Origin of the sequence: Paraburkholderia sp. MM5477-R1, from assembly GCF_050436385.1 — a bacterium.
GTDB lineage: Bacteria > Pseudomonadota > Gammaproteobacteria > Burkholderiales > Burkholderiaceae > Paraburkholderia > Paraburkholderia tuberum.
In genome coordinates, this window is sequence record NZ_JBNDMC010000010.1 from 253,399 (window position 1) to 274,175 (window position 20,777).

The window sequence follows — 20,777 nt, forward strand, 5'->3', positions numbered from 1 at the left end:
AAGCGCTCACTGCACGAGATAGCGCTCCACCAACCGTGCCCAGAACGCCGCGCCGATCGGCAGACTGCGGTCGTTGAAGTCGTAGTGCGGGTTGTGCACCATGCAGCCGTCCTCGCCGACGCCATTGCCGATGCGCAGGAACGTACCCGGCCGCTTCTGCAGCATGAATGCGAAGTCCTCGCTACCCATCAGGATGTCGGTCTGCTCGACCACCTTGTCGTCGCCCACCAGTTCGCGCGCGACCTGCACCGCGAAATCCGTTTCGGCATCCGTATTGATGACGACCGGATAGCCTTCGATGTACTCGACGTGCGCTTTGCCGCCATAGCTCGCGGCTTGCGACTCGGCCAGTTCGGTGATGCGCTTCTTCAGCAACGCGCGCACCTCGGGGCTGAACGAGCGCACGCTGAGCTCGAGCCGCGCGCTGCTGGAAATCACGTTGTTCGCGGTGCCCGCGTGCATCGAGCCGACCGTCACCACGGCCGGCTGCGACGGATCGACGTTGCGCGCGACGATCGTTTGCAGCGCCATCACGATGCTCGCGGCGACCACGACCGGATCGACGGTCAGATGCGGACGCGCCGCATGGCCGCCGACGCCTTCGATCGTGATGATCGCCTTGTCGCCCGCCGACATGAACGGTCCCTTGCGGAACAGCAACACGCCCGGCTCGGCTCCCGGATGGTTGTGCAGGCCGAACACGGCGTCGCACGGGAAGCGCTCGAACAGGCCGTCGTTGATCATCTTCAGCGCACCGCTGTCGATGCCGCTTTCCTCGGCCGGCTGGAAATACAAATGCACGGTGCCCGAGAATTTGCGCGTGGCCGCGAGACGTTGCGCGGCGCCGAGCAGGATCGTGGTGTGGCCGTCGTGGCCGCACGCGTGCATCTTGCCGTGGGTGCCGCTCGCGTACGGCAGGCCGGTCTGTTCGATGATCGGCAACGCGTCCGTGTCCGCGCGAATGCCGATGCTGCGCTTGCCGTCACCCTCTTTCAGCGTGCCGACCACGCCGGTCTTGCCGACCCCGCGCGTGACCTGCCAGCCCCACTGTTCGAGTTTTTCCGCGACGAGCGCCGCGGTCTGCACTTCCTCGTACGCGAGTTCCGGATGGTGGTGAATGTGATGGCGAATCTCGCGCAGGCTCGCGGCGGCGGGTTCCAGATCGGACACTTCGGTCAAACGCGGGGTCTCGTTCATAGTTTGTATGGCTCCAGTGAGTAGCCTCGCACTATAGCCACGCTGTTTTGTTCGAATAAGATGCTATTTTTTTCACCCTGATTAACAGCCCTTATATACGGGGTTACCCTTATGAAGCTGCAGCAGTTGCAGGCCTTCGTCGCCGCCGCGCATCACCGCAGTCTGCGCGCCGCCGCGCGTGAGCTTGGCGTCACGCAGCCGGCCGTCACGCATACGATTCGCGAGCTGGAAAGCGCGCTCAACGCCGCCCTGATGGTGCGCAGCGTGCGCGGCATCGAGCTGACCGCGTGCGGGCTCGCGCTGTTGCCGCGCGCCGAGCAGCTGCTCGGCGACATGCGCCGCACGGTCGAGGCCGTCGAGCAGGTCAAGGGCGAACTGGCCGGCAAGGTCAGCGTCGGCACGATGCCATCGCTGGCGCTGACGGTACTGCCGCATGCGGTGTCGAGCTTTCGCGAGCGGATGCCGCTCGTGAGTCTGCATCTGGAGGAAGTGACCGTGCCCGACGCGCTCGCGCGTCTGCGCAACGGCGCGCTCGATCTCGCGGCGATCCATCACGTTCTGGCATTGGATAACGATCTGGTGCAGGTGCCGCTGTACTCGACGCAGTTCGTCGTCACGATGCGCGCCGGCCATCCGCTCGCGAACGTCACGCGTCTGTCCGAGCTGCTCGACGCCGAGTGGATCGTCACGGTGGGCGCCGACCACTTCCCGCACAGCGTGATGATGGCGATGTTCAGCGCGCACGGCTTGCCGGTACCGAAGCGCTTGCTGCGCGCGCCGTCGTCGTTTGCAGTCACGCTCGGGCTCGTGTCGCAGACCGACGTGATCAGTTGCTTCACGCGGCCGCTTGCGCAGAGGGTCGCGCCGCTCGGCATTCGCGTCGCACAGATCGAAGACGCGCTGCCGAACTACGATCTGAGCATCATCTCGCGACGCGATCTGCTGCCGACGCCGGCCGTGCAGCAGTTCGTCGCATGTTTGCGGCAGGTGACGCGGGAGCGGATGGGAGCCGTGCAGTAAGGCCGCGTGCTTGCGCTACGCGCTCACCTGCTCCTTGAGCACCGTGATCAATGCGTGCCCCGCTTCTTCGAGCGCGCCGGAGTTGTCGATCGTCGTGGAGCGCACGCCGGCCGGCAACGCAAACGGCGCGCGCCGCGCGAGCCGCGCCGCGACCTGCTCCGACGATTCGCGCGCCCGCGCGCCGAGCCGTGCTTCGAGAATATGCGGCGCGGCGCTCACGTGCACCACCTCCGCGCGTGGATAGCGCGCGAGCGCATGCTGCAGGTACTGCCGCGAGCCGTTGACGACCACCGTGCAGCCGCGCGCGAGCCACGCATCGAGTTCGATGCCGATGCCATAGCGCAGCGAATGGCTCGACCATTCGAGCGCGAACAGGCCAAGCACCGAGCGCGCGGCGAACTCCTCGACGCTTAGTGCAACATGCACCTCGCCATTGCCGCTCGGCCGCGTGATGTAACGATGCGCGAATACGAGCGGCTCCCCGGCGAGCCGCATGCGCGCGAACTGCAGCAGCGAATCCTTGCCCGCGCCCGACGGCCCCATCACATAGATCAAACGCCCAGTCATTGGCTGCTCACCTCGTCTTGCTGCTCGTCGTCAGTGCGATCGCCAGGTTGCGCGCCGTGGCTGAACGGCAGCGGCTGCCAAAGCACGAACGGCTCGCCCGCCGCCGGCTCGACGAACAGCGCGGCCTGATCGACAGCGAGCGGCCCGAGCGCGGGCGTGCGCTCCCGCCACCATGCGATCAGCGTCGCGCGCTCGTCGGCATCGGCGAGCGAACTGGACAACGTCATATGAAAACGGAACTCGTCGAACACGTACGGATAGCCCCATTGCAACAGCAACGCACGTCGGCGTTCGCTGAGCGGCGCGGCGAGCCGTCGCTCGAGATCGGCCGCGGACGGCCGCGCGCGCAGCCTGTCGAGCGACTGCAGCGCGTTCGACGCGAGCTCGCCAATGCGCGTCTCGCCATCTGCATCGGCCGGTCGCAACGCGACGAAGTCGCCCAGCGTGGCCGCTTCTACCGGCAACGTGAACGGCCGCTGCGCGAGCGCCCAGGCTCGCGCGGCCGCGAGCACGTCGGGCTGCGTGACGCCGGCGCCGAGCCGGAACGGGGCGACCAGCGTGCCATGCCAGCCATAGCGGCGCGGCGCGTCGGTCAGCGCGGCGAGCGGGCGCGTCAGGCCTGGCGGCTGCGGCTGCGCGCGGCGCTCGCCGCTTCGCGCATCGCGGCCGAGCCATGTCGAGCCGGCCTGCCACCACGCCGATTCAACCGACGGCGCGTAGTACAGCGCAAAGCGCGCTTCGGCACTCCATGCGGGGCCGCTCACAGGTCATGCTCCACGAGCAGTTGCACGCGATCGGCCGCGAAATGCGTGAAGCCGTATTTGACCGGCGTGCCCTGCAGATCGACGTCGACGTTCTCGACCCACAGCACCGGCTGCTGACGGTTGATGTTGAGCCGCCGCGCGACTTCCGGCTCGGGCAGCACGCTGCCGATGCGGCTCCACTTGCGCAGATAATCGTCCACGCCGAATTCGGCCAGCGCTTTCGTCGTGCCGCCGAGGCGTTGCACGACCTCCGGCAAATCCGGAAAACGCGCGGCCGGATACCAGCTGCGCGCGTATGTGAGCGGTACGCCGTCCGACTCGTTCAGCGATTCGATGCGATAGACCGCCGCGCCCGCGCGCAGACCCAACGCCTTCGCGACACTGGGCTCGGCCTTCACGCGCGCGGCCGACAGCATCGTGCCCGCGGGCGAGTGGTGTTGTTGACGCAGGTTTTCGGTGAAACGCGTACGGCGGCCGATCGAATAGTCGATCGCACCGGGCTGCACGAACGTGCCACGCCCCTGCTCGACGCTGACGAGGCCGAGCGCGGCGAGGCCGAGCATCGCGCGGCGCACCGTGTGACGGTTGACGTCGAAGCGCTTCGCCAACTCACCCTCGCTCGGCAGCCGCCCTTCTTCGCCGAACCCGCTTGCCGTGATCTCTGCGGCGAGAATCTGTTCGATCTGTCTCCAGACGGCCACGCCCGCGCCGCGTTCGAGCGTCGTGGCCGGCGCCGCGCTGTCGTTCGATGTCATGGTGCTGTCATTCCCTTCGGTTCAAATGATCGCCATGACGTGCATTGTAGTGCGCGGGCCGTGATGAAAATATGAACGTCCGCCGCGCACAACAGTCCAGACAAGTATGCTTATAAACGTCTAGACGTTTAGATGAATAGATGCTTCAATGCCCACTCGCTGGATCGACAGGAAATCCGATGAGCCCGAGTTACGTTCCGCCCCGTCCATCCTCTTCGCCGTTGCCGGCCGTGTCTTCGGCGGCGCGGCGCGCCTGGATGGCCGTGCTGGCGCGCACGCCGCGCGCCGACCTCGAAGCCGCGCTGCAGCGCGCGCTGCAAGGCCGCCCCACCCCCGCCTACGACTGGCTGCGCCCCCCTGAAATCGGCCTCGCGATGGTGCGCGGGCGCATCGGCGGCAGCGGCGATCCGTTCAATCTCGGCGAAGCCACGGTTACGCGCGCCACGCTGCGTCTGCATGCCAGCGGCGACGCCGAAGCCACCGTCGGCGTCGCCTGCCATCTGGGACGCGACCGCCGTCGCGCCGAGCTTGCCGCGCTCGCCGATGCCTTGCTGCAGATGCCCGAGCATCACGACAGCCTGCATCGTCAATTGATCGAGCCATTCGCCGCGCAACAGCAGGCCCGGGGCGCGCAACAGCAACAGGACGTCGCGGCGACGCGCGTCGAATTCTTCACGATGGTGCGAGGCGACTGATGGAACGTTCACCGATTGCGTTGTCCACGCTGACGCCGGGTTTCGCGGACCCGGTCCACGATACCCAGGCCGTGTTTCGCACGCTGCTCGACGCGTTGTCGCGGCCCGGCACGATCGGCGTGATCCGCGACGTGCTGCCCGAGTTGCGCAACACGCCGGTCGAACCCGCCGCGTTTGCCGCACTGCTGACGCTCTGCGACTACGCGACGCCGGTGTGGCTCGCGCAGCCTGATCCCGCGCTCGCGTCGGCGTTGCGTTTTCATACCGGCGCGCCGCTCGTCGATGCGCCCGGCAACGCCGCGTTCGCGTATGTGCACGATGCCGACGCGTTGCCGTCGCTCGAAAGCTTCGCGCCCGGCAGCGCCGAGTCACCGGAACAATCGGCCACGTTGCTGATCCGCGTCGACGCGCTGACGGGCGGCGCAGCGGTCACGCTGAGCGGCCCCGGCATTCTGGATGCCGAAACGATTTCGCCGGTCGGTCTTCCCGCGCGGTTCTGGCAAGAGCGCGCAATGCTCGCGCCGCTGTTTCCGTGCGGCATCGACTGTTATCTGGTTTGCGGCCCGCGCGTGATCGGCCTGCCGCGCACAACCGAAGCGAAGGTGAACTGATGTACGTTGCCGTCAAAGGTGGAGAACGCGCGATCGAAGCGTCGTGGCGCCTGCTCGACAAAGCGCGCCGCGGCGATACGCGGATCGCCGAGCTGAGCGTCGCGCAGATTCGCGAGCAGTTGCGGCTCGCGGTCGCACGCGTGATGACCGAAGGCTCGGTCTACGACGAGGAGCTTGCGGCGCTCGCCATCAAGCAGGCGGCCGGCGATCTGGTCGAGGCGATTTTCCTGCTGCGCGCGTATCGCACCACGTTGCCGCGCTTCGGCTATACGCGCGCCATCGATACCGAAACGATGCAGGTCGAGCGGCGCATCTCGGCGACGTTCAAGGACCTGCCCGGCGGCCAGTTGCTCGGCGCGACCTATGACTACACGCAGCGTCTGCTCGATTTCGCGTTGCTCGCCGATGGTGATGACGCGCGGCAGGACGTGACGCGCTGCAACGCGCCCGTTCCGCAAGAACCGCCAGCGCCAGAATCGATGCCGCGCGTCGTGTCGCTGCTCGACAAGGAAGGCCTGATCGAACAGGAGCGCCCGACACCCGACGGCGCGGAACCCGGCGACCTGTCGCGTGAACCGCTCGCGTTTCCGGCGAGCCGCGCGACGCGTCTGCAAAATCTCGCGCGTGGCGACGAAGGCTTTCTGCTCGCGATGGGCTATGCGACGCAACGCGGCTACGCGCACTCGCATCCGTTCGCCGGCGAGATCCGCTTCGGCACGATCGCGGTCGAGATGGACCTCGACGAACTCGGCGAAGCGGTCGACATCGGCGATATCGACATCACCGAATGCCAGATGATCAACCAGTTCGCGGGCAGCGGCACGGTGCCGCCGACCTTCACGCAGGGCTACGGCCTCGCGTTCGGCCACTCGGAGCGCAAGGCGATGGCGATGGCGCTCGTCGATCGCGCGTTGCGTGCCGAAGAACTCGGCGAGACGCTCGCGTCACCGACGCAGGACATCGAATTCATGCTGTCGCATAGCGACAACGTCGAGGCGTCGGGCTTCGTGCAGCACCTGAAGCTGCCGCATTACGTCGACTTCCAGGCGGAGCTGGAACTGGTGCGGCGTTTGCGCGCGCAGCATCGCAGCAACGATGAAACAAGCCGCGCCACCGACAAGGAGCAGGCAGCATGAACGCGCCCGACACCGCTGTTGCCAATACCTCATACGACACCGCCGCGCACGGCTACAACTTTGCGTATCTCGACGAGCAGACCAAGCGCATGCTGCGCCGCGCGCTGCTGAAGGCAGTCGCCGTGCCGGGCTACCAGGTGCCGTTCGCGTCGCGCGAAATGCCGCTGCCGTACGGCTGGGGCACCGGCGGCATCCAGGTGACGGCCGCGATCATCGGCAGGACGGACACGCTGAAGGTCATCGATCAGGGCTCCGACGAAACCACCAACGCCGTCAACATCCGCCGCTTCTTCGCGCGCACCACGGGGGTGGCGACCACGCGGCACACGAGCGAAGCGACGATCATCCAGACGCGGCACCGGATTCCCGAAACGCCGCTGACCGAGCGGCAGATCCTCGTCTATCAGGTGCCGATGCCCGAGCCGCTGTACCGGCTCGAGCCGCGCGTCGCCGAATGCAAGAAGCTGCATGCGCTCGCCGATTACGGGCTGATCAGCGTGAAACTGTACGAGGACATCGTGCATCACGGCAGCATCGCGACCACGTACGACTACCCGGTGGTCGTCAATCATCGCTATCTGAGCTCGCCGTCGCCGATCCCGAAGTTCGACAATCCGAAGATGCATATGAACGCCGCGCTGCAACTGTTCGGCGCGGGCCGCGAGCGCCGCATTCACGCGATTCCGCCTTATACGCCGGTGCGCAGCCTCGACTTCGACGATCATCCGTTCGAAGTGCAGAAGTGGCAGCACGCGTGTGCGCTGTGCGGATCGAAGGAAAGCTTTCTCGACGAGATGATCGTCGACGATGCGGGCACGCGCATGTTCGTGTGCTCGGACAGCGACTACTGTCACGGGCGGCGCGGCAATGGCGATAGCGATGGCGACGACGCTATCGAAGCGCAAGCGCCGCTGCCCCACGCCACGCGCGAAGGAGAATCCGCATGACGCCGCTTCTGAGCGCACGCGCGCTCACCAAACAATATGGCGGCCGCAACGGTTGCCGCAACGTGAGTTTCGATCTGTATCCGGGCGAAGTGCTGTGCATCGTCGGTGAATCGGGTTCGGGCAAGACCACGCTGCTCAACACGCTGGCGCTGAAGACCGAGGCCGATAGCGGCTCGCTGCACTACACCGCGTCGCATGGCGACTCGCTCGATCTGCGCGCGCTGTCCGAGCCGCGCCGCCGTCTGCTGACGCGCACCGAGTGGGGCTTCGTGCAGCAGAATCCGCGCGATGGCCTGCGCAGCGGCGTATCGGCCGGCGCCAACATCGGCGAGCCGTTGATGGCGGTCGGCGCGCGCCACTACGGCGAAATTCGCCGCACAGCCACGCAATGGATGGAGCACGTCGAGCTCGACCCCACTCGCATCGACGAATTCCCCGCCGCGTTTTCGGGCGGTATGCAGCAACGTCTGCAGATAGCGCGCAACCTCGTCACCGGTCCGCGTCTGGTGTTCATGGACGAACCGACCGCCGGTCTCGACGTGTCCGTGCAGGCGCGTCTGCTCGATTTGCTGCGCACGCTGAGCTCGACGCTGCATCTGTCGGTGCTGATCGTCACGCACGATATCGGCGTCGCGCGTCTCCTCGCGCATCGGCTGATGGTGATGCAGGCGGGCGAAGTCGTCGAGGCGGGTCTGACCGATCAGGTGCTCGACGATCCGCAGCACCCGTATACGCAAACGCTGGTTTCCTCGGTTCTGCCGGTTTGAGGCTCACGATGCAATCCACTGAGGTAGTCATTGAGGTAGTCAAAGAAGCAGGCAGCGATGCACGCCACGGCGAGCGCGCTTTCGCCGACAACGCGGCGCTGATGCTGCGCGCCATCGGCATCGGCAAGACTTTCACGCTGCACGGCCAGGGCGGTGTGCGGATCGACGCGCTCGCGAACGTGTCGCTCGAGGTCGAGCGCGGTGAATGCGTGGTGCTGGTCGGGCCGTCGGGTGCGGGCAAGAGCACGCTGCTGCGCTGTCTGTACGGCAACTATCTGGCGAGCAGCGGCTCGATTGCGATTCGCGACACCAGCGATCACGGCCGGCCCATTGCAATCACCCGTGCCGAACCGCGTGACGTGCTGCGGCTGCGCCGTCGCGTGGTCGGCTATGTGAGCCAGTTTTTGCGCGTGATCCCGCGCGTGCCGACGCTCGCGCTGGTCGCCGAGCCGCTGGTCTTGCACGGCGTCGCCGAACCCGAAGCCAGCGCGCGCGCCGCTGAATTGCTGGCGCGGCTGAACGTGCCCGAGCGTTTGTGGTCCCTCGCGCCCGCGACGTTTTCGGGCGGCGAGCAGCAACGCGTGAACATCGCGCGAGGTTTGATCGCCGAACATCCGCTGTTGCTGCTCGACGAACCGACCGCTTCGCTCGATGCGGAAAACCGCGACGTTGTGGCCGATCTGATCGTCGAGGCGCGCGAGCGCGGCGCGGCGATCGTTGGTATCTTTCACGACGAAGAGACCCGCAACAAGGTCGCGACGCGCCGCCTGGAACTGCGGCCGCCGCTGCGGCACTAAATTGACACCAGTCCCGACTGACTACGGAGCAAGTCGATGTTGATCAGTAACGCTCGCATCGTGACGCGAGACGAAGAATTCATTGGCACCGTGCGCGTGGAAGACGGCGTGATTCGCGACGTCGAACGCGGCGCGGGTTTGGCGCGCGACGCCGAAGACTGGGACGGCGATTATCTGCTGCCCGGTCTGATCGAACTGCATACGGACAACCTCGAGAAGCACCTCGTGCCGCGTCCCGGCGTCGAATGGAATACCGACGCGGCCTTCGTGATTCACGACGCGCAGGTCGCCGCAGCCGGCATCACGACGGTATTCGACGCGCTCGCCATCGGCTCGCGCTCGAGCGTTGGGCTGCGTAACCGCGATGTGCAAACGCAATGCGCCGATTCGCTGCTGCGGCTGTCCACGCGTCGACTGCTGCGCGCCGAGCACTTTCTGCATCTGCGCTGCGAGATCGCGACCGCCGACGTGCTCGAGGTATTCGATTCGCTGTGCGCGCATCCGCTGCTGCGGCTCGCGTCGGTGATGGACCATACGCCGGGCCAGCGCCAATGGCACGACCGCGAGCAATGGCGCCGCTTCCAGGAGCGCAACGGCAAGATGAGCGACGAGCGTGTCGCGAGCACGCTCGCCGAACTCGCGGTCGAACAGGAGCGTTACGCGGACGAGCACCGCCGCGAGATCGTCGCGCGTTGCCGGCGGCTCGGCATTCCGGTCGCGAGCCACGACGACACGCTGATCGAGCACGTCGAACAGGCGAAGGCCGAGGGCATCGTGCTCGCCGAATTCCCGACCACGCGGATCGCCGCGCAAGCCGCGCGCGAGCATGGCATCGCGACGATCATGGGCGCGCCGAACATCGTGCGCGGTGGCTCGCATTCGGGCAACGTGTCGGCGCTCGAACTCGCGCGCGCGGACCTGCTCGACATTCTGTCGTCGGATTACGTGCCGTCGAGCTTGCTGACCGCGGTGTTCGATCTCGTCGAAAAAGCGGGCTGGTCGCTGCCGCGCGCGATGGCAACGGTCTCGGCCGAGCCGGCGCGCACCGCCGGCCTCACGGACCGCGGCGCGATCGAGCCCGGCCTGCGCGCGGATCTCGTGCGCGTGACGATGCTCGACAAGCTGCCGGTGCCGCGCGCGACTTATCGCGCAGGGGTGCGGATCGTTTGAGTGGGCTGGTTGAGCGCGCCTGACGCTCGATCACGCGCTGCTACAGTTGCAGCAAGAAGGCACTCGCGGCGCGATCGCGGCGTGGCAATAGAAAACCCTCAGCGGCGCGGGTAAGACCGCGTCACGCGGTGGGCTCCGCCTCGCGCCCCTCGGTCGCATCGCGCGCGGCGTGCGCCTGGGCGAGCTGGGCCTGGGCAGCCCTCGCCTGCCCAGCCTGTTCGTCGAGCCGCATGGCGAGCAGATCCTGATAGCGCAGATACGCGCAACGGCCACCCGATTTCGCCGCATACATCGCGGCATCGGCGTTCAGCAGCAGTTCCTCGGCATTGCCGCTGTCGTGCGGGAACTCGCTGATGCCGATGCTCGCGCCGACCGTCATGCTATTGCCGTCGACGGTCAGCGTTTCGTTCAGCGCGTCCATGATGCGCTCGGCGATTTCTGGCGTGACCTCGGCCGCGCGCTGCCCTTCGATCAGCACGATGAATTCGTCGCCGCCGAGCCGCGCGACCACGTCCCCGGCACACAGCACGTCCTTCAGACGGCGTGCGACCGCGACCAGCACCTTGTCGCCAACCGAGTGACCGAACTGATCGTTGATCTGCTTGAAGCGGTCGAGGTCGACGAACAGCACGGCGAGGCCTTCGCGGCGGAAGCTTGCCTCCTCGATCGCGTTCTCGAGCTTCTGCATGAACAGCATGCGGTTCGGCAAGCCGGTCAGCACGTCGTGCGAGGCCAGATGCACGAGCTCGCTCTGCTTGCTGTGCAGCGTATCCATCTGCGCGCGGATTTCGCAACGCAAACGCTCGAAGCAGCGCGCGAGCACGCCGATTTCGTCGGTGCGTTTGAGCGGCAAGGTGTGCATCGCGTGGTCGGCGAACAGGTGCGTCGCCGCATACGCGAGCAGATGCAGCGGCTTGGTCAGCGCTCGCGCGAACAGGATCGCCAGCAGTACCGACAATGCGCTGAACACCAGCACCATGCGAATGATCCGCGTGCCGAGCTGATTGGCGCCGGTCAGCACGTCCTCGAGCGGCTTCGCGAGACCGAGCACGATAAAGCGGTTGCCCTCGGAACCGCCGAACGGCCGCCGCACGAACGCGAGCACACGGCCGGCCGCCTCGCCGGGTCTCGCGAGACCGTTGATGAGCACCTCGCTTTGGCGTTGCTCGAACAGCTGCTTCGTGGCCGGGAAGCTGTCCTGCATCAGCACGCGACGGCCGCGGTCGAAACCGAAGGTTTTCGACGCGTCGGGATGGATCAGGAAGTCGCCCCACTCGTTCGCCAGATAGACCTGATAGTCGCTCGGCAGATCGCTCTGCAAACGCCGCAGCATGCCGGCCAGATCGACATCGATTACGACGACGCCGACCACCGTGCCGCGCGCATCCGCGATCGGCGTGCCGAGACGCAGCGTCGGCTTGCCTTGCGCCGCATGCGTGCCGAATTCGTGATTGACCGAAATCGGCGACGTGTAGATGCGGCCCGGCGAAAACGCGAGCGTTTCGAATACGTAGGGAAACTGAGCTTTTTCCTGTAAATCGTCACCCTCTACACGCACGAGGCCATCGCTATCGCGATCGAAACGGATCAGTTCGAGACCGTGATGCTGCCGCGTGATCAGCCGCACCTGCAGATACTCCGGGTGGTGCAGCATGAAGCTCGAATACACCTGCGCGAGCCGCTCGCGGCCGAGGTTCGGGCCGATACCGTCGTCGGTCTGCGCGACGCTCACCGACGACGGCATCGTCGCGAGCACGAGCGCGTCCGCCGCGACGTCGTCGATCGATACCGCGATGCGCTGGCCGAGCAGCTCCGTCGACGTCTGCAGGCTGTGCTCCGCTTCGTTGACCAGCATCGTGCGATTCGCGCGATACGCGTAATAGCCGGTCGCGCCCGACGCCAGCACGCCGATGCACGCGAGCAGCACGGATAGCTTGAAGGTCAGGCCGCGATGCAGCATCAGAAGCGCTCCGAACGGTCGCCCGACACGATGCGCGTCCACAGTTGCTCGCGGCGCTCGATATCTTCCACCGGACTGATCCAGACGATGTGCTCGTTGGCGCTGCCTTCGGCCGGCTCGGTCAGCGTGTTCGCGAGCCCCTGGCGCTGTGTCAGCAACGCGCTCACGCTCGGCTCGAGCATGTAGTTGATCCACTCGAGCGCGAGCGGCTGGTCGCTCGCCGCGCGCGTCATCGACCAGCAATCGAGCCACGCGAGCGCGCCTTCGTCCGGAATCACGTAGCCGACGTCGGCGCCCGCACTCCGCAGCAACTGCACCTGCTGCGTGCCGTAGTTGCCGAACATCAACGCGACCTTGTGCTGGATGAAGAACGCGGTCGCCTCCTCGGGCAGCGTGTAGTAGGTCAGCAGGTTGCGGCGCAGATCGACGAGCTTGTGCGCGATCGTGCGCATCTGCGCGGGGTCGAGTTGAAACGGATGCGGATAGCCGAGCGCAAGCGCGGTGAACGAGAAGTTGTGCTGCGCGCTATTGAAGTCGAGCACCTTGCCACGATAGCGCGGGTTCCACAGTTCGAGCATCGAATGCGGCGCAACCGGAATCTGCTTGCGATCGTAGATGAGTCCCATCGACGAATACGTGAACGGAATCGCGTATACCTTGCCCGCCGAGGTCAGGCCGTCGATCGAGCCGAGCGCCTGGAAACGCGGCAACTGCTTCTTCGTATTCGGCAGACTCGCGAGATCGAGCGGCGCGAGCAGATTCGCCTGCGTATAGCGGCGGATTTCGGCGGTGTTGGCGGCGAGTACGTCGAACGGCGGCGCGCCCTTGCTGTGCATCTGCGCCCACAGCGCCTCATCGGAATCGACGAGCGTGACCTCGACCTTCGCGCCGTAGCGCGCTTCGAACGCCTTCACGACGTCCGGGTCCGCATAGCCGGGCCATGCGAGAACGTGCAGCACTTTCTCGGCGGCCGCTGCGGGCGTCGCCGCGCCGAAACCCGCGCACAGCAATGCGCCTATCAGAACGCGCGACACGCGGGGCAAAACCCCGGAAAAAACGTCGCACGAAAATCCGGATGAGCCAATCGATGAAAATCCCGATGTAACGCTCGACAAAAAACCGTCAAAAAACCGGCGCTGCAATAATGCCGCGCGAGCCCGCACGCCGGTGCTCGCGATTCGTCGCTTGAAAGTCTGTTTGCAACAGCCTGTTCGATCCGCCGTGAACAACATCGTGTGCATGCATAACACCGTTGAGCAGAAAGGCCATGTGAGCGAGCGCAAACACGCGGAATTTGAATCTTGACGGCCGTCCGACGACCTGCGCCCGAGCGATCCCCGCCTGCGCGGACGGCCGGCGTCCAGCGCAGGGAGCATCGATGATAGCGCCAAAGCCTTTGTTTTTTGCACCGGTTCGAAACGGCGGCGCAAAAATATCGGTGTTGGTAATAACGTGCAAGGCAATAGCCTCGAGGCCGTTCTTAATTAACGGCAAATTCAGCCGCGAGCTTTAACGATCCGTCCACGTTTCAAACTCGCGTTTCAAACCGGTTTTCGGCGAACTCTCGAGAAAACCGGCGTAAATCCCAGTCGATTACGCTCGCCGGCCCTTCGTATTACCGCTCGTGCATTGCATCCGCGTTACGCAAACCCTATCAACGGTGTACGATCCGGTCACACCGGCTGGGGCGCAAGCGTTGCTCTAGAGGGCCTCCTCCCGCGCCATCCGGTGTTTTACTAGCTTCCCAATATTTTTGAACTGATAAGCTTGGCGCGCGTTGCAGGCCACCCCGGCTTGCATCCTGACCAGAAGCCCGTTTGCGAGACGCGCCGGGCGTCCCAAGGCGGCACAACCGCCGAGGGCGTAATTGAACTACACCGAGGAGTAAAAACAGTGAAAAAACTGCTAGCGGCTTTGACGGTTGCTCTGCTTGCCACCGTCTCGATTGGCGCACACGCTAAAGATTGGTCGACGATCCGTTTTGGTGTTGATGCCAGCTATCCCCCGTTCGAGTCGAAAGGCGCGGACGGCAAGCTCGTTGGCTTCGATATCGACCTCGGCAACGAAATCTGCAAGCGCGTCGGTGCGAAGTGCGTGTGGGTGGAAAACGACTTCGACGGCATGATCCCGGCACTGAAGGCGAAGAAGTTCGACGGCGTGCTGTCGTCGATGTCGATGACGCCGCAACGCGCCGAACAGATCGCTTTCTCGTCGAAACTGTTCAACACGCCGACGCGCCTCGTCGCGAAGCAGGGCTCGGGCATCCTGCCGACCGCTGAATCGCTGAAGGGCAAGACGGTGGGCGTCGAACAGGGCACCATCCAGGAAACCTACGCGAAGACCTACTGGGAACCGGCGGGCGCGAAAGTCGTGGCGTATCAGAACCAGGACCAGGTCTACGCCGACCTGATCTCGGGCCGTCTCGACGCAGCGCTGCAAGACGCGGTGCAGGCTGACCAGGGCTTCCTGAAGACGCCGCGCGGCAAGGGCTTCGCGTTCGTCGGCAAGGACCTCGACGATCCGAAGATCCTCGGCAATGGCGCCGGCATCGGCATGCGCAAGGAAGACACCGATCTGAAGGCGAAGGTCGACAAGGCGATCGCCGACATGATCAAGGACGGCACCTACAAGAAGATCGAGAAGAAGTACTTCGACTTCGACGTGTACGGCAGCTAAATCGCCCACGCGCGCCGCACGGCGCGCCGGCAGCTTGTCCGAAACGGGCTCCGCGACGCGGAGCCCGTTTTGTTTTTGCGGCTCCACATCTAGCCGCATCAAGCCACATCGTGTGGCATATCGGCTAAGATCGTGCGAGACGCGGCCCCCCGTGAGACAGGTTGCCGCGGTCCGCGCATGCGGACCACGCGCGCTGCCGGCGCGCATCTTTCCCCTTGCAATCAACCACCTAGCGCGGCTGCTCCGAACGGGCCGCGAAGCCAAAACCATGCAAACCCAGACCCATCCGCTGATTGCCCCGTCGCTTGGCACCGCCCGTGCACTGACGAGTTTCCACTACGGTCCCGGCGGCGGCCAGAAAATCTATATCCAGTCGTCCCTGCATGCGGACGAACTGCCCGGGATGCTGGTGTCGTGGTCGCTGCGCCGCAAGCTGGCCGCGCTCGAAGCCGCGGGCAAGCTGCGTGGCGAAGTCGTAGTCGTGCCGGTGCCGAATCCGATCGGCCTTAATCAGCATCTGCTCGGCCAGATGCTCGGCCGCTTCGAAACCGGCAGCGCGCAGAACTTCAACCGCAACTTCTATGACCTCGCGGAACTCGTGCAGCCGTTCATCGAATCGCGTCTGACCAGCGACATCGACGCGAACCGCGCCGCCATCCGCACGGCGATGCGCGAAGCGCTCGACGCGCAGCAGCCGACCACCGAACTCGGCTCGCAACGCCTCGCGCTGCAAAAGCTCTCGTACGACGCCGACGTCGTGCTCGATCTGCATTGCGACTGGGAAGCCGCGATGCACCTGTACACCAATCCGGACCTGTGGCCCGAAGTCGAGCCGCTCGCGCGCTACCTGGACGCGAAGGCGTCGCTGCTCGCGCTGAACTCGGTCGGCAATCCGTTCGACGAAATCCACAGCTTCTGCTGGTCGGATCTGCGCGGCCGTTTCGGCGAGCGCTTCCCGATCCCGAACGGCGGCATCTCGGTCACGATCGAGCTGCGCGGCCAGCGCGATGTGTCGTACGAACTCGCGGAAAAAGACGCGCAGGCGATCATCGAGTATCTGACCTGGCGCGGCGTGGTCGACGGCGAGCCGGCGCCGATTCCGCTGCTCGAATTCGCGGCGACGCCGCTCGCGGGCGCCGAGCCGCTCGTCGCGCCGATCAGCGGCGTGCTCGTCTATCGCTGCGAGGTCGGCACGTGGGTGGACGCGGGCCAGGAAATCGCGGACATCGTCGATCCGTTGACGGACCGCGTCGTCACGATCAAAAACACCGTGGCCGGCGTGCTGTACGCGCGGCATCTGGCGCGTTTCGCGACGGCCGGCCTCGAATTCGCACGCATCGCCGGCGCGACGCCGTTCCGCAGCGGCTCGTTGCTGAGCAACTGACGCCAGAGCCGCCGCGACCGTCGCTGCTGTCGCGGCCGGCCATGTAACTGAATTTTCACGCACCAGCTGAAATAACCGATCGCCCGCCGCCAAGCGGGCGATTCGCTGCCACGCGTCCAGCCTCGCTCCAGGGTCGACCGACCCGCCCCGCCACCGATACACCTGCCTCCGGTGCACACGCAAAGTGTCGCGCCGACACGACACCGTGAAAAGAATTTTTCAGTGTCACATACCTTACTCTGCGTTCCCTTAAATTGCCGGCCATCGCACGACGTTGCCGCAGAGCAGCGCGTCGCGATCGCCAAAATTTGCTAACTCGGAGAAGTATTTTGAACAAGAAAATCCTGACCGCCGCTACGCTTGCCGTCTTCGCCTCCGCCGCTCACGCACAAAGCAGCGTCACGCTGTACGGCCTGATCGATGCCGGTATCAGCTACGTGAACAACTCGAAAACGGCCACCGGCCACAGCAGCCTGACCAAGTACGACGACGGCGTCGCGAACGGCAGCCGTTGGGGCCTGCGTGGCACGGAAGACCTCGGTAACGGCCTGAAAGCGCTGTTCGTGTTGGAAAACGGCTTCAACAGCGGGAACGGCACCGCCGGCCAGGGCGGCGCGATGTTCGGCCGCCAGGCGTACGTCGGCGTGTCGCAGAACAACGTCGGCTCGCTGACGTTCGGTCGCCAGTACTCGTTCTCGACCGACTACCTCGGCTCCAACTACGCGACCGGCGGCCAGACCGTCGCGGGCAACTACGCTTACCACATCAACGACGTCGACCAGCTCACGTCGAGCCGTATCAACAACTCGGTCAAGTTCAGCAGCGCGAACTTCTCCGGCCTGACCTTCGGCGCGATGTACGGCTTCTCGAACACGGCAGGCGGCTTTGCCGGCACGCCGGGTACGGGCACGTCCACTGCCCCGGTGGCAGGTTCGTCGCGCGCTTACAGCTTCGGCGCGAACTACGCGAACGGCCCGTTCGGTATCGGCGCGGCGTACACGGACATCCGTTATCCGGGCCAGGCATCGCCGGCCTTCTCGACTTCGCTGGCAAACGTCAGCTTCCCGACGCTCGGCAACGGCCAGATCCAGGATCTGCGCACGGTCGGCGTTGGCGGCCGTTACGCTTTCGGCCCGGCGACGCTGTGGGCCCTGTACACCAACACGCGCCTTGCACCGATCTCGGGTGGGTCGACCACGTTCGCCGCCTACGAAGCAGGCGCGAAGTACGCGGTCACGCCGGCTATCACGGCAGGCGCGGGCTACACGTACATGCACCTGAGCGGCGCGAACGTCGGTCACTGGAACCAGGTGGACCTGAGCGGCGACTACGCGCTGTCGAAGCGCACGGACGTGTACGTGCTGGGCATCTATCAGATCGCGTCGGGCCGCAACGGCACGCAGGATCTGCAGGCACAGATCGGTTCGAGCACGAGCTACTTCAGCACGTCGGGCGTCGGCGCCGACAACCAGCTGGCGTTCCGTATCGGTCTGCGTCACAAGTTCTAAGCAGACGGTTCGCGGAGGGGAACATCTGTGTTCCCTGTCTGATTGAATCGATGGAAAGCGCCCTACGGGGCGCTTTTTCTTTTGCGGTGCGAAATCGGTCGAGCAACGCCGGATCGAACGCGAGGCCTTCGAGACTGCATGCGATATCGAATAGCTGGGTCAGCTCGATTCCGCTTTGCCGTTTCGGCAACGATATCTGCCAAATATTGTAATTGTCTATAAATATCGTCCACCCCAACATCGGGTCACACGCTTCGATCTCGCGCCCGCGCCGCTCACGCGACACTGCCGGCGCGCCTCCCAATGCCGCCAGAGGACTTCGTCATGAGCATGGACTCCGTCACCACCGCCGACGCGCTCGCGCGGCACACTTCGCGCTCGAGCGTATCGCGGCTGATTCTCGCGACCTCGATCGGCAACGCACTGGAGTTCTACGATCTGGTCGTGTACGGCTACTTCGCGGCCGTGCTGTCGCGCACGTTTTTTCCGGTGCACGACCGCACCGTATCGCTGCTGCTCACGCTCGGCACCTTCGCGCTGTCGTATCTCGCGCGACCGATCGGCGCGCTCGCGCTCGGCTCGTTCAGCGATCGCAAAGGCCGCAAGGCATCGTTGACGCTATCGATTGCGATGATGACGCTCGGCACCAGCATGATCGCGTTGATGCCGTCGTATGCGGCGATCGGCGTGCTCGCGCCGATTGGCGTATTTGCGTCGCGGCTGTTGCAGGGATTCTCGGCGGGCGGCGAGTTCGGCAGTTCGACCGCGTTTCTGATCGAACATGCGCCGGAGCGCAAAGGCTTCATGGCGAGCTGGCAGTTCTCGAGCCAGGGCGCTAGCACGGTGCTGGCGTCGCTGTTCGGCGCGGTGTTGACGAGCACGCTGACGACCACGCAACTCGAAGGCTGGGGCTGGCGCATTCCGTTCCTGTTCGGCATGCTGATCGGTCCGGTCGGACTCTACATTCGCCGCCGCATCGACGAAACGCCGGAGTTCGAGCGCGCGGAAAAATCCGCCGCACCGGTGCGAGAACTGCTCGCGACGCAAAAGGAACGGGTGCTCGTGTCGATCGGCGTGCTCGTGCTGACCACCACGGCCAACTACATGCTGCTCTACATGCCGACCTACGCGGCGCGGCAGCTCGGACTCGCACCGTCGTCGGGCTTCATCGCGACGCTCGCGGCCGGTCTGATCATGATGATGCTCACGCCGGTCGTCGGTCATCTGTCCGACAAGGTGGGCCGCGTGCGCATCATGCTCGGCGCCGGCGTGCTGTTCTTCGCGACCGTGTATCCCGCCTTCGTGCTGATGAACGCGCGCCCGTCGCTCGGCTCGTTGCTTGCCGCGGTCACGTGGGTCGCGTTGCTGAAGGCGACCTACTTCGCGCCGATTCCGGCCTTGATGTCCGAGTTGTTCCCGACCCGCACGCGCACGACCGGCATGGCGTTCGGCTACAACATCGGCACCACCGTGTTCGGGGGCTTCACGCCGCTCGCCGTTGCCGCGCTGATCGCGGCGACCGGCAATAATCTCGCGCCCGGACTCTATCTGATGCTCGCGGCCGTGCTCAGCCTTTTCACCGTGATGTGGGCACGCGTGCGACTGCACGCACGCTGAGTCTCTGCCTCGCGGGCTTCGTTGAACCGACAGGAACTTATCCATGCAAGACCGTTTGCAGCAAGCCGTGCAGTTCGCGGTGAATCATGAATCGCTTTGGGACCGCCATGTGGGTGGCGCATGGGGTGTGCACGTCAACGACCCGCCGCCGTGGAACAGGCTGCTCGGTCCCGTGCATGATCGCGGGCCGGTGTCGGGCGCGATCGCCGTCGACGGCCGCGTGCTGACGAGCTGGGGCGAACCGGATCGCGCCGACCTGACCTTCAGTGTCGCGAAGATGTACCTCGCGCTGCTGGCCGGCGTCGCTCACGATCGCGGCCTGTTGCCCGACGTCGACGAACCGGTGCGCGTGCGCGTACCCGACATCGGCTTCGACGACGAACACAACGCGCCGATCAGCTGGGCGCATCTACTGCAGCAAACGAGCGAATGGCGCGGCACGTACTTCGGTTTGTCGGATCAGGCGGATCACTACCGTGCGGTCAATTTCGCCGCGCCGCCCGATGGCAAAAAAGGCGATCTGCGTCCGCCGCAACGGCCGGGCACGTACTGGGAATACAACGACGTCCGCATCAACCAGTTTTCGCTCGCGCTGCTGCATCTGTTCCGTCAGCCGCTGCCCGAGGTGTTTCGCGAAGCGATCATGCGGCCTTCGGGCGCGAGCGAAAACTGGCAATGGGTCGGCTACGACAATGCGTGGGTCGAAATCGACGGGCGACGCATGCAGTCGGTGCCGGGCGGCACGCACTGGGGCGGCGGCATGTCGGTCAGCGCGAACGATCAGTTGAAGGTCGCACAGATGCTGCTCAACGACGGCGTAGCGAACGGCCAGCGCGTGCTGTCGTCCGAATGGATCGCGCGCATGCGCACGCCGTGCGCGATCGCGCCGTTCTATGGCTACCTCGTGTGGCTCAACACCGGGCGCAAGGTGTTCCCGAACGTGCCGGAGTCGAGCTATTTCGGTGTCGGCGCAGGCAGTTCGTTCACGTGGGTCGAACCGGAGCGGCGCATGACGGTGGTCGTGCGCTGGCTGAATCCGGCCGCGGCGAACGAGTTCTTCGGACTCGTGCTCGACGCGGTCGACAACCTCGGCCAATAGCCATTTGCGGCGCACCATCCAAGGCAGTTGCGCCGCGAACGCCAACCACAGGTCATAAAAAAATGCGGGCGATGCACGAATGCATCGCCCGCACGGTCATGGGCCGA

At 65.3% G+C, this 20,777-nt stretch carries 20 protein-coding genes; 13 read left to right on the plus strand and 7 right to left on the minus strand.

The genetic code is table 11. The features are described from left to right. Positions 1–6 precede the first annotated feature (6 nt). Positions 7–1,197: a M20 aminoacylase family protein gene (locus OKW35_RS44985; protein WP_429555435.1), complete on the minus strand. Its 1,191-nt coding sequence runs from the start codon at positions 1,195–1,197 to the stop codon at positions 7–9. Between the two features lie 111 nt (positions 1,198–1,308). On the opposite strand from OKW35_RS44985, the gene OKW35_RS44990 reads away from it, so the two are divergent. Continuing rightward, complete coding sequence (locus OKW35_RS44990; RefSeq protein WP_090809528.1) at positions 1,309–2,217, plus strand: LysR family transcriptional regulator; 909 nt, start codon at positions 1,309–1,311, stop codon at positions 2,215–2,217. A 15-nt stretch (positions 2,218–2,232) separates the two neighbouring features. Here the strand turns inward: OKW35_RS44990 and phnN are convergent, their stop codons facing one another. Genes phnN through phnF form a run of 3 tightly spaced genes read right to left on the minus strand, consistent with a single transcriptional unit; the run spans position 2,233 to position 4,303 of the window. After that, the gene (phnN, locus tag OKW35_RS44995; protein ID WP_429403481.1) at positions 2,233–2,784 is read right to left on the minus strand and encodes a phosphonate metabolism protein/1,5-bisphosphokinase (PRPP-forming) PhnN; all 552 of its coding nucleotides are present in this window, start codon (positions 2,782–2,784) and stop codon (positions 2,233–2,235) included. Then, positions 2,781–3,548, minus strand: coding sequence for a DUF1045 domain-containing protein (locus OKW35_RS45000; protein ID WP_429555436.1), 768 nt, complete (start codon positions 3,546–3,548; stop codon positions 2,781–2,783). The genes phnN and OKW35_RS45000 overlap by 4 nt, the downstream gene beginning before the upstream one ends. Further along, the gene (gene phnF / locus OKW35_RS45005; RefSeq protein ID WP_090809521.1) at positions 3,545–4,303 is read right to left on the minus strand and encodes a phosphonate metabolism transcriptional regulator PhnF; all 759 of its coding nucleotides are present in this window, start codon (positions 4,301–4,303) and stop codon (positions 3,545–3,547) included. Before phnF ends, OKW35_RS45000 begins: the two co-directional genes overlap by 4 nt. Positions 4,304–4,482: 179 nt before the next feature. Between phnF and phnG the strand changes: the two genes are divergently transcribed. The 7 genes from phnG (at position 4,483) to OKW35_RS45040 (ending at position 10,426) form a co-directional block, all read left to right on the plus strand. Next, positions 4,483–4,998, plus strand: a complete 516-nt coding sequence (phnG, locus tag OKW35_RS45010) for a phosphonate C-P lyase system protein PhnG (RefSeq protein WP_429555437.1) — start codon at positions 4,483–4,485, stop codon at positions 4,996–4,998. Next, the gene (gene phnH, locus OKW35_RS45015) at positions 4,998–5,609 is read left to right on the plus strand and encodes a phosphonate C-P lyase system protein PhnH (RefSeq protein ID WP_090809517.1); all 612 of its coding nucleotides are present in this window, start codon (positions 4,998–5,000) and stop codon (positions 5,607–5,609) included. The genes phnG and phnH overlap by 1 nt, the downstream gene beginning before the upstream one ends. After that, positions 5,609–6,745: a carbon-phosphorus lyase complex subunit PhnI gene (locus OKW35_RS45020; RefSeq protein ID WP_429555438.1), complete on the plus strand. Its 1,137-nt coding sequence runs from the start codon at positions 5,609–5,611 to the stop codon at positions 6,743–6,745. Before phnH ends, OKW35_RS45020 begins: the two co-directional genes overlap by 1 nt. Then, positions 6,742–7,692, plus strand: a complete 951-nt coding sequence (locus tag OKW35_RS45025; RefSeq protein ID WP_429555439.1) for an alpha-D-ribose 1-methylphosphonate 5-phosphate C-P-lyase PhnJ — start codon at positions 6,742–6,744, stop codon at positions 7,690–7,692. The genes OKW35_RS45020 and OKW35_RS45025 overlap by 4 nt, the downstream gene beginning before the upstream one ends. Then, complete coding sequence (phnK, locus tag OKW35_RS45030; RefSeq protein WP_090809511.1) at positions 7,689–8,459, plus strand: phosphonate C-P lyase system protein PhnK; 771 nt, start codon at positions 7,689–7,691, stop codon at positions 8,457–8,459. Before OKW35_RS45025 ends, phnK begins: the two co-directional genes overlap by 4 nt. 101 nt (positions 8,460–8,560) lie before the next feature. Continuing rightward, positions 8,561–9,256 (plus strand): phosphonate C-P lyase system protein PhnL, encoded by a 696-nt coding sequence (phnL, locus tag OKW35_RS45035; protein ID WP_260321164.1) that lies wholly within the window; start codon positions 8,561–8,563, stop codon positions 9,254–9,256. 36 nt (positions 9,257–9,292) lie between these two features. Next, positions 9,293–10,426, plus strand: coding sequence for an alpha-D-ribose 1-methylphosphonate 5-triphosphate diphosphatase (locus tag OKW35_RS45040; RefSeq protein WP_429354154.1), 1,134 nt, complete (start codon positions 9,293–9,295; stop codon positions 10,424–10,426). A 121-nt stretch (positions 10,427–10,547) separates the two neighbouring features. Here OKW35_RS45040 and OKW35_RS45045 read toward each other — a convergent pair whose 3' ends face one another. Genes OKW35_RS45045 through OKW35_RS45055 form a run of 3 tightly spaced genes read right to left on the minus strand, consistent with a single transcriptional unit; the run spans position 10,548 to position 13,880 of the window. Beyond that, the gene (locus tag OKW35_RS45045) at positions 10,548–12,386 is read right to left on the minus strand and encodes a diguanylate cyclase domain-containing protein (protein ID WP_429555440.1); all 1,839 of its coding nucleotides are present in this window, start codon (positions 12,384–12,386) and stop codon (positions 10,548–10,550) included. Continuing rightward, positions 12,386–13,627, minus strand: coding sequence for an extracellular solute-binding protein (locus OKW35_RS45050; RefSeq protein WP_429555441.1), 1,242 nt, complete (start codon positions 13,625–13,627; stop codon positions 12,386–12,388). The genes OKW35_RS45045 and OKW35_RS45050 overlap by 1 nt, the downstream gene beginning before the upstream one ends. Next, on the minus strand, positions 13,509–13,880 hold the full coding sequence (locus tag OKW35_RS45055; RefSeq protein ID WP_429555894.1) for a hypothetical protein: 372 nt from the start codon (positions 13,878–13,880) through the stop codon (positions 13,509–13,511). The genes OKW35_RS45050 and OKW35_RS45055 overlap by 119 nt, the downstream gene beginning before the upstream one ends. A gap of 399 nt (positions 13,881–14,279) precedes the next feature. Here OKW35_RS45055 and OKW35_RS45060 point away from each other — a divergent pair, with 399 nt between their 5' ends. From OKW35_RS45060 to OKW35_RS45080, 5 genes are all read left to right on the plus strand, one after another. Further along, entirely contained in the window at positions 14,280–15,062 is a 783-nt protein-coding gene (locus tag OKW35_RS45060) for an ABC transporter substrate-binding protein (protein WP_429555442.1), read from the plus strand. Between the two features lie 268 nt (positions 15,063–15,330). Further along, positions 15,331–16,446: a succinylglutamate desuccinylase/aspartoacylase family protein gene (locus tag OKW35_RS45065; protein ID WP_429555443.1), complete on the plus strand. Its 1,116-nt coding sequence runs from the start codon at positions 15,331–15,333 to the stop codon at positions 16,444–16,446. A gap of 329 nt (positions 16,447–16,775) precedes the next feature. Further along, entirely contained in the window at positions 16,776–17,954 is a 1,179-nt protein-coding gene (locus OKW35_RS45070; RefSeq protein WP_429555444.1) for a porin, read from the plus strand. 324 nt (positions 17,955–18,278) lie between these two features. After that, a complete protein-coding gene (locus OKW35_RS45075) occupies positions 18,279–19,571 on the plus strand; it encodes an MFS transporter (RefSeq protein WP_429555445.1) in 1,293 nt (430 codons plus the stop codon). A gap of 43 nt (positions 19,572–19,614) precedes the next feature. After that, positions 19,615–20,670: a serine hydrolase domain-containing protein gene (locus tag OKW35_RS45080; protein ID WP_429352276.1), complete on the plus strand. Its 1,056-nt coding sequence runs from the start codon at positions 19,615–19,617 to the stop codon at positions 20,668–20,670. The last annotated feature ends 107 nt before the right edge of the window (positions 20,671–20,777 follow it).